The organism is Arthrobacter sp. NPDC080031, assembly GCF_040702485.1.
Classification (GTDB): Bacteria; Actinomycetota; Actinomycetes; order Actinomycetales; family Micrococcaceae; genus Arthrobacter.
Window position 1 is genome coordinate 23,668 of sequence record NZ_JBFBLA010000024.1, and the last position, 14,409, is coordinate 38,076.

The following is a 14,409-nucleotide window of genomic DNA, read 5'->3' on the forward strand; positions in this document are numbered from 1 at the left end:
CTTGTTCAACCGTTGGAAGTCGGCCTCCCTCAGGTCGCAGCTGGTCGCCATCATCATGGGGCTGCTGCTCCTTGCACTGGCCGCCACGGGCGCCGGGACGCTGACGCTCGTCAAGAGCTACCTCCAGGGGCAAGTGGATGACAAGCTCAAGGCTGCCGTCCAGACCGCCCAGCAGCAGCAATCCTTTGCCAACCTGTCTGAGGCGAGCCCCGCCGTGCCCACCGACTATTCCTTGACGCTTTACGTCCAGGGACAGCCGCCCTATCCGTTCGGCGGCAGCAAGACCGATCGGCCGAATATCGCCAGCATCAGCCCGATTGAGGCCAAGGACCGCAACTACGCACCCTTCCAAGTGGGTGGCACTGCCGGCGGCAATTGGCGTGTGGTGGCGGTCAACGTCGTGGACAACCGGACCGGGCAAAACGCGGTGGTGATCGTGGGGTTGCCCCTCTCCCCCGTTGACAGAGTCATGGAACACGCCACCCTCGTGGTGGTCGGCGTCGGACTCCTGACCCTGGTGCTCGCGTTCTTCATCGCCACCTGGACTGTTGCACGTTCCTTCCGCCCCCTCGCGCGCGTCGAAAAGACGGCGGCCGCTATCGCTGCCGGTGATCTTTCACGCCGCGTCGAGGTCGAGAACCCGGTCACCGAAGTCGGCCGCCTGGGGGCGTCCCTCAACGCGATGCTCGCCCATATCGAGTCGTCCTTCGCGGCCCGTGCGGCCTCCGAGGCCAGGATGCGGCGATTCGCCGCCGACGCCTCCCACGAGCTGCGCACCCCCTTGGTCACCATCCGCGGCTTCTCCGAGCTTTACCGCCACGGCGCACTTGCCACGCCGGAAGACGTGGGCACCGCCATGGGCAGGATCGAGAGCGAGGCCAAACGGATGGGTTCCATGGTGGAGGACCTGCTGTTGCTCGCCCGCCTGGACGAACAACGTCCGTTGCAGCTCAAGCCGGTGGATCTGCACCTGCTGGCGAACGACGCCGTCGTGGACTCCCTCGCGACGTCCGGCGAGCGGAAGATTTCGCTCACGGGGCTCGACGGCGGAGCGGCAGCGGCTGCCCCTGTCCAGGGTGATGAGGCCAAGCTTCGGCAGGTGCTCGGAAACCTGGTGGGCAACGCCCTGAGATACACACCCGAAGGAACACCGATCGAGCTCGCCGTCGGGGTGCGGAACACTCCCGCCGGTCCGATGTCCGTTCTCGAGGTGCGGGACCACGGCAGCGGCATTCCGGCCGAGGAGCTGCCCCGGATCTTCGAGCGCTTCTACAGGGCGGACACTTCGCGAACGCGGGAGACCGGCGGCAGCGGGCTCGGCCTCGCGATTGTCGCGGCAATTGTGGGATCCCACGGCGGCACCGTCAGGGTCGAAGAGACCGACGGCGGCGGGGCCACCCTGGTTGTCAGCCTCCCCTTCCAGGACGACATGTCCGAGGTGCCTGAAGATGCCGGTGTTGCCGAGGCGGAAATCTCCGACTAACAGTTTTCTACGCTGGGCGTCTTGATGTAGCGAGTTGTCCACATACGGAGATTCGGCTCTGCCTGGGCCATGAGAGGGCTTCTAGGCTCGTTGTGTGGACCACAAGCCAGCCGCACGTGCCGGACCCCCTTTAGTCGAAAGGCCACGCCCTATGAGCGTTATCTCCGTCGATACCGAATTGCTCCAGCTCAAGTCCGCCAACGTCAAAGCCACCGTGGATCGCATCAGCGCCGACGTCCAAGCGATGAAACGTGGCCTGGACGAACTCCAAGCCACCTGGAAGGGATCAGCGGCCAACAATTTCCAGGCCCTCGTCTCCGAGTGGACGTTGACCCAGAACAAGGTGGAGGCCTCGCTTGCATCCATCAACCTGGCCCTGTCCTCCGCCGCGGCAAGCTACCTCCAGGCCGAGCAAGGCAACACCCAGCGGTTCAGCTACTAGGAACTGAGGCTGGGAGATCCCGGCGGGCGGCTAATCTGCTCGCCGGGATCTCGTTGTTTTCAAGGTCGCTTTCCGCCGCTACTTCTCCGGCGTCGACTGGTGGAAGCGCAACCGCCAGCGGCCGTCCTCCAGCAACCAGATCGAACTCCGCAATGCCGCGCCGGTCCGCCCGTAACTTCTGTAGTTGAGCAGCATGGTGTTGCTGGAGATGCGCTCTGCGGAAATCATCTCCACCTCCGCGGTGTCGCCTGGATCGCCCTCCAACGCCATGATGAGCTCGTCGCGGGACCAGACACGTCCGGAGCTGCCAATCTCAGTGAAGTCCGGGTGGAGCAGGATCCCCGTACGCCCAAGGTCTCCCCTGACGTCGGGTCTCAGGAGCTCCTTCTCAAGAAGAATGACCGTTTCCTCGTCGGAACGCCCGCCGGGCTGGCCAAGGTCCGCTTCTTCGTCGTCGCCGGCGAACAAAGTGGGCTCGATGAACGTCTCCGCCTCCGTGGACGCCGTCGCCGCGTTCGGCAAGGACGACCCGCTCAAGAGGTCCTGACCGCCGAACAAGGTGAGGTCTTCATCCAGGGCATCAGCGTCGTCCTGGTCGTCGTCGAAAAGCGAGGGCGCCTCCACAGGCGCTGTCCTGACTGACGACGTGCGGACTGACGGGGTTCGGGGCAAGGATCGTGCAGCTTCACCAGCTCCCGGGTAGCCCGGACCGGCAGGAGCGGCCGTTCCTTGCTGGAACGCCGTGGCGACCGCACGGGCGCGATCGTCGGCAGCCTCGTTGAGCTCGTGGCCAGCGTGGCCCCTGACCCACTCGAACGTGTACTTTCGGCCGACAATGGCCTCATCGATGTCCTTGAGGAGATCGACGTTCAAGACGGGCTTTCCGTCCGCTTTGCGCCAACCCTTGCGCTTCCACCCCGGCATCCACTTGGTGATGCAATTGATGACGTACTGGCTGTCGCAAAGAATCTTCAACTCTTCATCGGGAACGTGTGCCGTGGACCGGAAGAGGTCAAGCACCGCCATGAGCTCGCCCTGGTTGTTGGTTCCGTGCGGCCAGCCGCCAGCCCTCCAGCAAGAGTCGTTCACGTACCAGGCCCAACCGGCAGGCCCGGGATTGCCGAGGGCAGAACCATCGGCGGCAGCAATAATCGTCATGGTTTCCATCCTGCCAGACCATCCCGACACTCCCGGACCGCAAGGCAGTGAGCGAGCGTCGGGCCAAAACCCGACATAGGTGAGCGAGCGTCGGGCCAAAACCCGACATAGGTGAGCGAGCGTCGGGCCAAACCCGACATAGGTGAGCGGGCGTCGTTAAACGGCGACGACGGCCCCCACCTGAAGTGGGGACCGTCGTCGTGCGTGTGGCTGGTGAGCCGGCGCGGGAGCTTAGAAGCCGCCCATGCCGCCCATGTCGTCGCCGCCACCCATGGCCGGAGCGTTCTTCTCCGGCTTGTCGGCAACAACGGCCTCGGTGGTCAGGAACAGACCAGCGATGGAGGCAGCGTTCTGGAGAGCCGAGCGGGTGACCTTTACGGGGTCGTTGACGCCGGCAGCCAGCAGGTCCTCGTAAACGCCGGTTGCGGCGTTCAGGCCGTGGCCCGACGGCAGGCCGCGGACCTTGTCGATGACAACGCCCGGCTCGAGGCCAGCGTTGTGAGCGATCTGCTTGAGCGGAGCGTCGATGGCAACGCGGACGATGTTGGCGCCCGTTGCTTCGTCGCCTTCGAGCTGCAGGTTGGCGAATGCCTTCGCGCCAGCCTGGATGAGGGCAACGCCACCACCGGCGACGATGCCTTCTTCAACGGCAGCCTTGGCGTTGCGGACAGCGTCCTCAATGCGGTGCTTGCGTTCCTTGAGCTCCACCTCGGTTGCGGCACCGGCCTTGATGACTGCAACGCCGCCGGCCAGCTTGGCCAGGCGCTCCTGCAGCTTCTCGCGGTCGTAGTCGGAGTCGGAGTTCTCGATCTCGGCACGGATCTGTGCAACACGACCGGCGATGGCGTCGGCGTCGCCGGCACCTTCGACGATGGTGGTCTCGTCCTTGGTGACAACAACCTTGCGGGCGTTGCCGAGCAGTTCGAGGGTTGCGTTCTCGAGGCTGAGGCCGACCTCCGAGGAGATGACCTGGCCGCCGGTGAGGATAGCGATGTCGGCGAGCTGTGCCTTGCGGCGGTCACCGAAGCCCGGAGCCTTGACGGCGACGGACTTGAAGGTGCCACGGATCTTGTTGACGATGAGGGTGGCCAGGGCCTCGCCCTCGATGTCTTCGGCGATGATCAGCAGCGGCTTGTTGGACTGCATGACCTTCTCTAGGACCGCAACGAGTTCCTTCACGTTGGAGATCTTGGAGTTGACGATCAGGATGTACGGGTCTTCGAGGACCGTTTCCTGGCGCTCTGCGTCGGTGACGAAGTATGCGGAGATGTAACCCTTGTCGAAGCGCATGCCTTCGGTGAGTTCAAGCTCCAGGCCGAAGGTGTTGGACTCCTCGACCGTGATGACGCCTTCCTTGCCGACCTTGTCCAGGGCTTCAGCAATGAGGTTACCGATTTCGGTGTCGCCGGCAGAGATGGAAGCCGTGGCTGCGATCTCTTCCTTGGTCTCGATCTCCTTGGCGGAGGCGAGCAGCTCGGTGATAACGGCTTCAACAGCCTTCTCGATGCCGCGCTTGAGGGACAGCGGGTCGGCGCCGGCAGCTACGTTGCGCAGGCCTTCCTTGACGAGGGCCTGGGCAAGCACGGTGGCGGTGGTGGTTCCGTCGCCAGCGACGTCGTCGGTCTTCTTGGCAACTTCCTTGACCAGCTCGGCGCCGATCTTCTCGTAAGGATCGTCCAGCTCGATCTCCTTGGCGATGGAAACACCATCGTTGGTGATCGTGGGAGCGCCCCACTTCTTTTCGAGGACGACATTGCGTCCACGCGGGCCGAGGGTGACCTTGACGGCGTCGGCGAGGGTGTTCAGACCCCGCTCGAGACCGCGGCGCGCCTCTTCATCAAATGCAATGATCTTGGCCATAACGGCGGTAGTCCTTTCGGGACAGTCGTTAAGAAGGTGCCTTCACTGCGGTGCCCGCGACGGACGATCCTTCACATTCGGCCTCTGTACGCCGCCTGCTCCGGATCTCACCCCAGCAAGGTTTTCTTTGTTCTCCCAAGCACCCTCTGCTTGCATACGGCCGGAGCCGTGTGAAGAATTAGCAGTCAGTGCTTGAGAGTGCTAATCAATAATTAGCACTCACCCGAGGAGAGTGCAAGCAGAAAGCGCAGGAAAGTGCTCGCCACGCCAAGCGAATTCGCTCCAGGCACAACCCGATCACGGAGTCCGTGAAGCAGTCTCCTTGCCACTCACCCGCGCAGTGTTGTCGGCTCCGTAGGTGAAGACCATGTAATTGGACGAGGTAACGTCGCCGTTGGCGTCGAACCCGATGGTGCCGGACTCGCCGTCGTAATCCGGGAGCCTGGCCCCCTTCAGCAGATCGAGGCAATCCTTGTATGACGCACAGGACGTGCGCTCTTTCGTTGCCGCGTCGCCCGACGCCGGGCGCGTCCCGCCCGACACCGTGGTGAGCCAGGCCGCGATCGAGCCACCGGCGTCGTCGCCCGCCGCTGCGGCCGCAAGCGACGCGAGGGTGACGGCGTCGTACGTTTCGGCGGCATACGTCGTGTCCTTGAGTTGGGGGTCGATCCCGGTCAGCCCGGCCTGGAACTCCGCACTCGGGAAGACGCCTGGAAGAATTCCGCGTGCGCCGTCGAGGCCACCGGCACCGAGCGCTGTTCCGTATTGGCGGATGGCGCCGTCACTCAGGATCAGGCTCTTGCCGCTCAGCCCCGCGCTCAGCAGCTCGGCCAGGGCGCCTTGGGCACCGTCACGGGCAACCACGACGACGGCGTCCGGCGTGCCCGACTTGATGCCCGCCGCGGCGGGGGCTGCTTTGCCCGGCGTGAATTCCGCGTTGGACACCGCGTTCATGCCAAGGCTGCGGGCGGCGTCCATGACCGCTCCGGAGACGCGCGTGCCGTAGTCCCCGGCTTCGTGGAGGACGGAAATCCTCTTGGCACCGGCGTCGTGGGCCAGCTTCGCCAAGACGCTGCCCTGCGCGGCATCAGCGGCCGAGGTCCGGAAGTAGAAGCCACCGTTTTTGTAGCTGCTCAGCCCCGACGCCGTGTTTGCAGGCGAGATGAGCGGAATCCGGGCTGGAGACAACACATCGATGGCGGCGGGAGCGTGGCTGGAATCCGTCGGCCCCACAACGACGTCGGCGTGGGCCGACAGCAGCGCCTTGGCTTGCGCCGCGGCATCGGCAGTGAAGGCCGCCGCCCTGGCCCCTTGGCTAGCGCCGCTGCCTTCGCCGACGGCCGATGACGGAAGCAACTCGACAGGGTGGCCCTTGTATCCGCCTGCGTCGTTGATCTGCTTGACAGCCAGCTTGGCCGCCGCAAGCTCGGACTCGTTGAGGAATGCGGAGCTACCGGTATTGTCCAGAATCACGCCGATGCGCAGGACGCCGTCGCCGCTCGGGGTAACGGAGCTGAGCCTGGCGTTGCCGATGGGGGCCGAACATCCGGCCAGTCCAAGGGCCAAGGCTGCAAAGCCTGCAAGAAGGGAAACTACCCGGGACCGGCGTCCTCGAAGGGGCCGGGTTCCAAAAGGCCAGGACTGCCCTGTTGCCGCAACACCCACTAGATAAGCCGCACGCTTTCTGCCTGTGGGCCCTTCTGGCCCTCGCCCAGTTCGAAGTCGACCCGTTGTCCTTCTTCAAGCGCACGGAAGCCATCCATCTGGATGGCAGACCAATGCACAAAAATGTCGTCACCGGACTCATCCACGGTGATGAATCCGTAGCCCTTTTCGGCATTGAACCATTTGACGGTTCCCAAAGCCATGATCCCCACACTTTCAACTAGCAGTGGCCGGCTTCCGGGATCTCCGGGCCGGCTCACAACTACTGTAACCACAGTCACGTTGCCGTAGCGCAACCTTGGGTGGGGGTAGCCGCAATGTTATTGAGGCGTAACCGGGCTGCTACTTGTAGCCGGGGCCCAGAATGACAACCACGGGCTGCTGGAATTCGGCGCTGTCCACAAGGTTGGAAATGCCCAGCAATTTGCCGAGCGCTTCGGCGTTGCCCTTCTGGGCTGCGCCTTTGTAGAAGACCGACGACGTCTGCTGGGGCATGCCGCCCCAGTTTGCGACGGTTGCCAATGGCCAGCCCCCGCCTTGCACGATGCCGGCCACGCGGGCAGCCAGGCCGCCGGTGGTGGTGCCGTTGTAGACCGCGACTGCCGCTGTCTTGTCCAACGGCGCCGTGCTAGGTGTGGCTGTAGTGGCCGTCGGCGGGTTGGAAGGTGTGTCGCTCGGGCTCGGCTGGCTGGATGCCTGCGCAGAGCTGTTTGCGGAAGGTGACGCCGCGGCGCTTTGCTTGGAGGCGTCCGCGCTGACGACGGCTTGCGGCGTCGTCGACGAGGTGAAGCCAAGCTTGGGAAGGATGAGGAAGGCAACGAGGCCGACAGCCAGCGCGATGCCGCCCAGCAGCAGCACCGGCCACAGCGCGGGACGGGAAGCGGACGCGACGAGCCTGTGGACACCTTGCCGCGATGAGCTCTGCGGGACACGGTCGAATTCATCCCGGGCAAATTTGGTCATGGTGAAGCCTTGTCCTTGCTGCTTGCTTGCTGGGGGATCAGCGGGTGCTCTATGCGTCAGAACCGAGACGACGCGCGGTGCGGGCCCTCTGCCGTGACATACGTAGTCTACGCAATCTCTTGACCAGCATAGGATCGTGGGCCAATGCTTCCTCAGTGTCGATGAGGGCATTGAGCAGCTGGTAGTAGTGGGTCGCGGAGAGATCGAAGAGTTCCCTGACGGCCTGTTCCTTGGCCCCGGCGTACTTCCACCATTGCCTCTCCAGGGCCAGCATCTGCTGTTCGCGCTCGCCGAGCGGCGAATCGTTGCGGAGTCCGGCGGACAGGTCTTCAAGCACCAATCCAGTTGCTTCGGACGCCATGGGTTCCCGTGCGGGTTCTGCCACGACACACTCCTTCGACGCATTGACTGAAAATGTCCCCCGCCCATGGTAACGGGCGAATAACACCGATTTCATTTGCCCCGCCGCCTTCCCCGGCGCCGCTTTCCCTGGTAGCCCATTTCCTCGAGGGGACTCAGGACAGGGACAATGGCTGGGTGGTAGGCGAAGAAGCGTTATTTGAGATTGAATCCGAGGATGACTCTGCGGGATTCGAGGCACTCCCCGGAATGGCCCTGGAGGACCTCATGGCCCCGGACTGGGCTGACGCGCTCTCCGGCGTCGAGGACGAGTTGCGCTCGGTGCTGGCCTTCGTGGCGGGCGAGGCCAGCCGCGGAACCCATGTCCTGCCTGCCGCGTCCAACATCCTTCGCGCCTTCCGGCAGCCTCTGGCAGACGTCAAGGTGCTGATCCTGGGCCAGGACCCCTACCCGACGCCGGGACACGCCGTCGGGCTCTCCTTCGCGGTTTCCGCGCCAACCCGGCCCATCCCCCGCAGCCTCTCGAACATCTACCGTGAGATGGAGTCCGATCTCGGGCTCCCGCCGCGCGTCCACGGCGATCTTTCGGCCTGGACGGGCCAAGGAGTACTCCTCCTCAACAGGGTGCTCAGCGTCGCGGCCGGTGCGGCCGGCTCCCACCGGGGCAAAGGCTGGGAGGCGATCACGACGGCGGCGGTCACCGCCGTGGCCCGCCGCCGCACCGCTGCCGGGCAGCAGAGTCCGCTCGTCGCGATCCTGTGGGGCAAGGACGCAGAAGCCGTACTGCCGCTGCTTGAAGGCGCCCCTGTGATCTCCTCCGCGCACCCCAGTCCACTGTCCGCCTCGCGGGGATTCTTCGGCTCGCGCCCTTTCAGCCGGGCCAACGCACTGCTCCGCAGGCAAGGCGCAGATCCCGTCATCTGGGAGCTTCCAGCACTGCCCTAGCTTAGGCTTGCCTACATGACATCTTTGCCCGCGACGTCGTCTGCGTCCCGCAATACCCGCCCGCAAGTGAACCTGACTGTGCTGCGCACGGAACGGCTTTCGCCCCACATGGTGCGCATCATTGCTGGCGGACCCGGTTTTGCCGGCTACGCGAACATCGACTTCGTGGACCGGTATGTGAAGATCGTGTTCCCTCAGCCCGGTGTCGACTATGAGCTGCCCCTTGATCTTTGGGCCATCCGCGAGACCATGCCCCGCGCACAGTGGCCTTACACCCGCACCTACACCGTCCGTTGGGTGGACCAGGCCGCGCGGGAACTGGCAATCGACTTTGTGGTCCACGGCGACGAGGGCCTCGCCGGCCCGTGGGCGCTCTCAGCCCAGCCCGGAGACACCCTTGTTTTCACGGGTCCCGGCGGCGGCTACAACCCGGCGCCCGACGCCGACTGGTACCTTTTCGCGGGCGACGACGCCGCGCTGCCGGCGATTGCCGCCGCGATCGAATCCCTGCCGGCCGACGCCAAGGGCCTTGCTTTCCTCGAAGTCGATAGCGACGCCGACATCCTTGCTATCGAGGCGCCCGACGGTGTGGAGCTGCGCTGGCTGCTTCGCTCCGGAGTCCCGGCCGGATCAAGCACCATCCTCCTTGATGCGTTGGGCGATGCAGAGTGGCTGCCCGGCCGGGTCGACGTGTTTGCGCACGGTGAGCGCGGCTACATGAAGGGCTTGCGGGACATCTTCTTCAAGCAGCGCGGGCTGGAGCGTTCCCAGGTCTCGCTTTCCGGATACTGGGCCCAGGGGCGGGTGGAGGACGACTTCCAGGCCGAGAAGAAACTCCCGATCGGACAGATCTAACCGCCTGGCGCTTTGGCGTTCGGTCTGCTGGCGGGCTACCGCCGACGGACGCGGCGCCGCTCGTTGCTGGCCAGTCCCTTGGTCAGCGGCCGGGCGAGGTTGTCGCCCAGCACAATCCCTGCGGCCACACCCAGCACGATCGCTCCCGCGTTGAGCATGCCGCCCGAACCCAGCAGGACATCCGCTTCCTGCACCGTCAAGACATACATGGAACGGAATATCTTCAAGCCGGGCAGCAGGATGAGGGCCGCGGGAACGGCCACCACCAGTTGCGGCGCCCCGAGCCTGAGTGCCACCATCCGGGCGAGCAGGCCGATGACCACGGCGGAAATCGCCGGCGAGAGCCGGTCTCCGAAGCCAAGGGTGGAAGCCCCCCACAAGACGAAGTAACCCACCAAGCCCACTGCCGCGGTCGGGAGCAGGAGTTTGAGCAGGGTCTGTTCGGTGATGCCGATGGCAATGACCCCGATGGCGATCAGTATGGCCTGGCCCCACAATGGATACGCCTCGGGGAATGTTTGCGTGACGTCGATCGCGACGCTGCCGATGAGGTCGCCCACAACCACCGCGACGGCGATGCCCGCAACGATCGCGCCGAAGGTCAGGATGGTGGACAGGAAACGTCCGGCCGCAGTCACGGGGAATCCGTTGATGGCGTCTTGCACCGAAGAGACGAGCCGGCCCGTTGGCAAGAGCAGGAGAATGCCGCCCGCCACGACGATGGACGGCGGAATGTCCGCGCCGGCCCAGTGGAGCATGAGGGCGATGAACGTGACCAGGAAGGAGCAGGCCGCGGTCACGAAGAAGTCAGGAGTGCGCCACTTGCCCAGTTGACGGGCCACGAGATTGACGAGCATGTTGGAGACGAAAGCCAGGGCGGATGCTCCCAGTCCCCCACCCAGCACCCCGACGAAAACAGCGGCGAAGACGCCGAATGCCATGGTGACCATCCACCGCGGGAAGGGCTTGCTGCTCCGGATGATGTCATCCAGCCGCCGCACGGCCTCGGCCCTGCCCACCCCGCCGGCCACGATGTCCGTGACGAGTTGGTGCACCTGGGCCAAACCTGCGTAGTTGTTGGTCCAGGAACGGACGACGCGGAGCAGGGTCAGGGGGGTCTGGTCCTTGGGTGCGTAGTTGATCTGGACTGACTGGTTGGTGATGTCCACTTCGATGTTCTTCAACCCGAGTGCCGCCGTGACCGCGATGATGCTGGTTTCGACTTCCAGGGCACCGGCTCCATAGCGGAACATCGATTCGGCCATGTGCAGCGCGAAGTCGATGGTCTTGCGGGCCGAAGCGTCAACACCGCCCACGTGGATGATGGGATTGGCATAGGGACTGCCCGCCAGGCGGTCCACGATGCTCAGGGGGGCGGTGGGAGGATTCTCGCTCTGCACGAGCCTGCGAAGCATGCGCTTGGCGTTGACGTTCTGGCGCACCTGGGATGGCTTCAGCGGCTGCGTCTTGGGCAACCCGTCCGTGTTGGGCCTATTGTCGGGGCGGTCAGTCACGCGGGTGATCCTCCAAAGGGCGTGGTTCCTCCAAGTATGGTGTCGTGCACATGCAGCGGCCGGGGTGGTGCCGCGATTTTAGTAGAACTGCTGGCCCGTGCGGCGGGTGTAGATCTGCCGTGCGATACGTTCCCCGGCAGCGGTCCAGAGCTTGTACTTCAGCGGGCTGATGACTTGGTCGTAGCACCCGACAAAGTCGGTGACGGTCTTTGTGAAGCTGGTCTTGAACAGGCCAAGTCCGTGGAATGGATGTGAGGTGTCTTTGAGCCGGTCCGCCGGCGGAGTGCCGCAGAAATCGTACTCAGTGCAGCCCAGCTCCTTGACCTGGTTGATGGCTGTCCACTGGACCAAATGCGAATCGCCGTACTGCGCGCGCTTCTGCAGCGATCCGCCGTCCTTGTAGGTGCCCTTCCGGCCATAGTTGATGACGAAGGCTCCGACGGATGGGACACCGTTTTCGAAGACGAACAGGAGCCTGCCTTGGCCGCGCTCGATGAAGTTGGTCCAGAACTGGCGGTAATACCCGTATTCACGGACCCGCACTTGGGACTTGGCCTCGACGGTGTTGGTCATGAGCGCGTACATGGAACGGAAGTTCTCTTCCGTGGGTTCCATCGTGTGGACTTCGACGCCTTCGCGGATGGCCCTGCGAACGGCGTTGCGGCCGCGCGAATGCAGGTTGCGCAGCAGCTGGTTCTCGTCGGGAGAGATGTCCAGCAGGGCTGTGGAGTCGTTCGGCTGCAGGTTCGGGGTCTTGACCACTCCCGTAGCCTCGATCACGTCCCGGGCTTCGCTGCTGAGGACGATGTCCGGCTCGATTTTCACGGCGAAAACCCCGAGCTTGGCCCGCTTGACGAATTCCCGGTTGGCCTTGATGATCCCCGGAATGTCCTCGACGCCGGCAACGTCGGGGCCCTTGATGAGGTACCAGAGCTTGCCGAGCAGTGGAAACGACTTCTCCAGGACCAGATTGTAGCTGTTGTACGCCTCGGTCTCGTAGACGAGATACAACGGCTTCCAGCCGAAATGCTGCTTCACGTCTGCAAATGCCTCGGATTGGAGGAGGTTGCCGCCGTTGGGGTTGGCGGTGACGTGCTTGTCCCAGTGTTCGATTTCCTCGGCGGTGGCAAAGCGTGCGGTAAATTCTCGCAAGGGGGCCGTGTCCAATCAGTTGCGTACGTGAGGCAGCAGGCACCGGTGTGCGGCGCAGGCGTTCACCCACAAGTCTATCGGCCCCCACGGAGAGCTACAGCCTGGTCGGTTCCAACGCCACCATGTGGGGCCCCTTCGGTTTCTCACAGCCAGGGCAAAGGTTCCCCAAAGTCCGCAACTATTCAGGCAGTGGAAAGTGGTTATCACAAGTGCCGAACCAGGAGGACACAATGATTGTCTACCGCCCCATTCCGCCGCTCACCACCGGCCGCAGCAACAGCATTTGGTCGGTCTTCGCTGCCATGGCATCCGCCGCACTGCTGGGCCCGGCCTGGCCGTCCGGTACCCGCAGCCTCGAATGTCAGGACGCGGGCGTCAGCACTCCACGACGTTGACCGCGAGTCCGCCCATGGCGGTTTCCTTGTATTTGGAGGACATGTCCTTGCCGGTTTCGCGCATGGTCACGATGACCTCATCCAGGGAGACGCGGTGGGTGCCGTCGCCCCAGAGCGCCATTTTCGCGGCGTTGATGGCTTTCGCCGCCGCGATCGCGTTGCGTTCGATGCACGGGATCTGCACGAGTCCGCCGATCGGGTCGCAGGTCAGTCCCAGGTTGTGTTCCATGGCGATCTCCGCCGCGTTCTCCACCTGTCCAGGCGAGCCGCCCATGACTTCGGCCAAGCCGGCGGCGGCCATCGAGGAGGCGGAGCCGACCTCGCCCTGGCAGCCCACTTCGGCTCCGGAGATCGAGGCCTGCTCCTTGTAGAGGACCCCGACGGCGCCCGCGGCGAGCAGGAACTTCACGATCGTCTCGTCGCGGTCCTGCTGCGTGGCTTTGTCCATGCCGGGGGCGAAGTGCAGGGCGTAGTACAGCACGGCGGGGATGATCCCGGCTGCACCGTTCGTCGGCGCGGTGACCACTCGGCCGCCCGAAGCGTTTTCCTCGTTCACTGCCAGGGCGATCAGGTTCACCCATTCCTGCCAGTACTTCGGGTCGCGGTAGTCGGGGTCCTGGTCCTTGGTTTCCTTCAGGAGCCGCTCGTGCCAGTCGGGAGCCCGACGCCGGACCTTCAGCCCGCCAGGCAGCACGCCTTCGCGCTTGAGGGACTTTTCTACACAGGCCTCCATGACGGAGTAGATGTGCAGCAACCCCTCGCGGATTTCCTCCTCGGTCCGGGAGGCGCGCTCGTTGATGAACATGATGTCCGAAATGCCCATCCCCTTGGAGGAACACCGGCCCATGAGTTCGGCGGCGGTGCGGAAAGGCAGCGGGAGTTCCTTCTTGGACTCATCCAGTTCCTTCTGGGCCGCGTCCTCTTCGCCTTCGCGGACGATGAATCCACCGCCCACGGAAAAGAACGTAGCCTCGTGCAGCACCTCGCCGTCGGCGTCGGAAACGGAAAACTTCATCCCGTTGGTGTGCCGGGGAAGGACCGTGAGCGGGTGCAGGATCATGTCCGACTCGCCGTACGGCAGCGACACCCCGGACTCGGGATTGACGGCGCCGCAAAGGTTCAGCGTACCGGTTTCGGCAATCGAGGCGAGCCGTTCCTCCACTTCCTCGGGGAGGATCTCCTCGGGGTGGAAGCCCTCCAGGCCCAACAGCACCGCGGTCATGGTGCCGTGCCCGCGGCCCGTAGCAGCCAGCGAACCGTACAGGTCAACGCGCAGGGAGGCCACCCGTTCAAGGGCGCCGGACTCCTTCAGCTCGCCCGCGAACACCGCCGCAGCACGCATCGGCCCCACGGTATGCGAACTCGAAGGACCAATCCCAATAGAGAAAAGATCGAAGACGCCAACAGCCATTGTCGGATTCCTTACTAGATAAATGGTCGGGGACGGTGGAGGAGGTGAGCAGCGCGGCCCCTTCGGGACCGACATCCGGCAGCGGGCGTCTAAGGGAGCGTCACGTCCGCCCAGCGGGCGTCTTCGCGACCGAGCCCGCAGAGGATGCCGGCCCCGACGGGCCATTGGTTCCGACAAGTTTGCCGGACCCAACGGCCCAGAAGAGA

Annotated in this window: 14 protein-coding genes; 5 read left to right on the forward strand and 9 right to left on the reverse strand. The window is 64.4% G+C overall.

Annotated elements, in window-relative coordinates; genetic code table 11:
• Position 1 precedes the first annotated feature (1 nt).
• Positions 2-1,483, forward strand: a complete 1,482-nt coding sequence (locus AB0323_RS18445) for a HAMP domain-containing sensor histidine kinase (RefSeq protein WP_366178620.1) — start codon at positions 2-4, stop codon at positions 1,481-1,483.
• Between the two features lie 151 nt (positions 1,484-1,634).
• Entirely contained in the window at positions 1,635-1,925 is a 291-nt protein-coding gene (locus tag AB0323_RS18450; RefSeq protein ID WP_366178621.1) for a WXG100 family type VII secretion target, read from the forward strand.
• A gap of 78 nt (positions 1,926-2,003) precedes the next feature.
• Here AB0323_RS18450 and AB0323_RS18455 read toward each other — a convergent pair whose 3' ends face one another.
• The 6 genes from AB0323_RS18455 to AB0323_RS18480 all read right to left on the reverse strand — a co-directional run bounded on the left by AB0323_RS18455 (position 2,004) and on the right by AB0323_RS18480 (position 7,932).
• On the reverse strand, positions 2,004-3,083 hold the full coding sequence (locus AB0323_RS18455; protein WP_366178622.1) for a ribonuclease HI family protein: 1,080 nt from the start codon (positions 3,081-3,083) through the stop codon (positions 2,004-2,006).
• Between the two features lie 231 nt (positions 3,084-3,314).
• Positions 3,315-4,943 carry a chaperonin GroEL gene (gene groL / locus AB0323_RS18460; RefSeq protein ID WP_364539338.1) on the reverse strand — a complete coding sequence of 543 codons (1,629 nt, stop codon included), beginning with the start codon at positions 4,941-4,943 and terminating at the stop codon, positions 3,315-3,317.
• A gap of 297 nt (positions 4,944-5,240) precedes the next feature.
• The gene (locus tag AB0323_RS18465; RefSeq protein ID WP_366178623.1) at positions 5,241-6,509 is read right to left on the reverse strand and encodes an ABC transporter substrate-binding protein; all 1,269 of its coding nucleotides are present in this window, start codon (positions 6,507-6,509) and stop codon (positions 5,241-5,243) included.
• Between the two features lie 98 nt (positions 6,510-6,607).
• Positions 6,608-6,811, reverse strand: coding sequence for a cold-shock protein (locus AB0323_RS18470; protein ID WP_059388209.1), 204 nt, complete (start codon positions 6,809-6,811; stop codon positions 6,608-6,610).
• A 139-nt stretch (positions 6,812-6,950) separates the two neighbouring features.
• Positions 6,951-7,571, reverse strand: a complete 621-nt coding sequence (locus tag AB0323_RS18475) for a LytR C-terminal domain-containing protein (protein WP_366178624.1) — start codon at positions 7,569-7,571, stop codon at positions 6,951-6,953.
• Positions 7,572-7,620: 49 nt separating this feature from the next.
• Positions 7,621-7,932 carry a DUF3263 domain-containing protein gene (locus AB0323_RS18480; protein WP_366178655.1) on the reverse strand — a complete coding sequence of 104 codons (312 nt, stop codon included), beginning with the start codon at positions 7,930-7,932 and terminating at the stop codon, positions 7,621-7,623.
• 176 nt (positions 7,933-8,108) lie between these two features.
• On the opposite strand from AB0323_RS18480, the gene AB0323_RS18485 reads away from it, so the two are divergent.
• Positions 8,109-8,876 carry a uracil-DNA glycosylase gene (locus tag AB0323_RS18485; protein ID WP_366178625.1) on the forward strand — a complete coding sequence of 256 codons (768 nt, stop codon included), beginning with the start codon at positions 8,109-8,111 and terminating at the stop codon, positions 8,874-8,876.
• Positions 8,877-8,891: 15 nt separating this feature from the next.
• Positions 8,892-9,731 carry a siderophore-interacting protein gene (locus AB0323_RS18490; RefSeq protein ID WP_366178626.1) on the forward strand — a complete coding sequence of 280 codons (840 nt, stop codon included), beginning with the start codon at positions 8,892-8,894 and terminating at the stop codon, positions 9,729-9,731.
• A gap of 35 nt (positions 9,732-9,766) precedes the next feature.
• On the opposite strand, the gene AB0323_RS18495 is transcribed toward AB0323_RS18490, so the two are convergent.
• A complete protein-coding gene (locus AB0323_RS18495) occupies positions 9,767-11,245 on the reverse strand; it encodes a threonine/serine exporter family protein (protein WP_366178627.1) in 1,479 nt (492 codons plus the stop codon).
• A 78-nt stretch (positions 11,246-11,323) separates the two neighbouring features.
• Positions 11,324-12,397, reverse strand: coding sequence for a peptidoglycan bridge formation glycyltransferase FemA/FemB family protein (locus AB0323_RS18500; RefSeq protein ID WP_366178628.1), 1,074 nt, complete (start codon positions 12,395-12,397; stop codon positions 11,324-11,326).
• 230 nt (positions 12,398-12,627) lie between these two features.
• Here AB0323_RS18500 and AB0323_RS18505 point away from each other — a divergent pair, with 230 nt between their 5' ends.
• Positions 12,628-12,792 carry a hypothetical protein gene (locus AB0323_RS18505; protein WP_366178629.1) on the forward strand — a complete coding sequence of 55 codons (165 nt, stop codon included), beginning with the start codon at positions 12,628-12,630 and terminating at the stop codon, positions 12,790-12,792.
• On the opposite strand, the gene AB0323_RS18510 is transcribed toward AB0323_RS18505, so the two are convergent.
• Positions 12,773-14,203: an L-serine ammonia-lyase gene (locus AB0323_RS18510; protein ID WP_366178630.1), complete on the reverse strand. Its 1,431-nt coding sequence runs from the start codon at positions 14,201-14,203 to the stop codon at positions 12,773-12,775. The genes AB0323_RS18505 and AB0323_RS18510 overlap by 20 nt on opposite strands.
• Positions 14,204-14,409 lie beyond the last annotated feature (206 nt).

What these genes read in the sequence shown, in the direction of transcription:
- AB0323_RS18450 (WP_366178621.1), top strand. Translation starts at nt 1,635, where the DNA reads ATGAGCGTTATCTCCGTCGATACCGAATTGCTCCAGCTCAAGTCCGCC.
- AB0323_RS18455 (WP_366178622.1), bottom strand. Translation starts at nt 3,083, where the DNA reads ATGACGATTATTGCTGCCGCCGATGGTTCTGCCCTCGGCAATCCCGGG.
- groL (WP_364539338.1), bottom strand. Translation starts at nt 4,943, where the DNA reads ATGGCCAAGATCATTGCATTTGATGAAGAGGCGCGCCGCGGTCTCGAG.
- AB0323_RS18470 (WP_059388209.1), bottom strand. Translation starts at nt 6,811, where the DNA reads ATGGCTTTGGGAACCGTCAAATGGTTCAATGCCGAAAAGGGCTACGGA.
- AB0323_RS18475 (WP_366178624.1), bottom strand. Translation starts at nt 7,571, where the DNA reads ATGACCAAATTTGCCCGGGATGAATTCGACCGTGTCCCGCAGAGCTCA.
- AB0323_RS18480 (WP_366178655.1), bottom strand. Translation starts at nt 7,932, where the DNA reads ATGGCGTCCGAAGCAACTGGATTGGTGCTTGAAGACCTGTCCGCCGGA.
- AB0323_RS18490 (WP_366178626.1), top strand. Translation starts at nt 8,892, where the DNA reads ATGACATCTTTGCCCGCGACGTCGTCTGCGTCCCGCAATACCCGCCCG.
- AB0323_RS18505 (WP_366178629.1), top strand. Translation starts at nt 12,628, where the DNA reads ATGATTGTCTACCGCCCCATTCCGCCGCTCACCACCGGCCGCAGCAAC.
- AB0323_RS18510 (WP_366178630.1), bottom strand. Translation starts at nt 14,203, where the DNA reads ATGGCTGTTGGCGTCTTCGATCTTTTCTCTATTGGGATTGGTCCTTCG.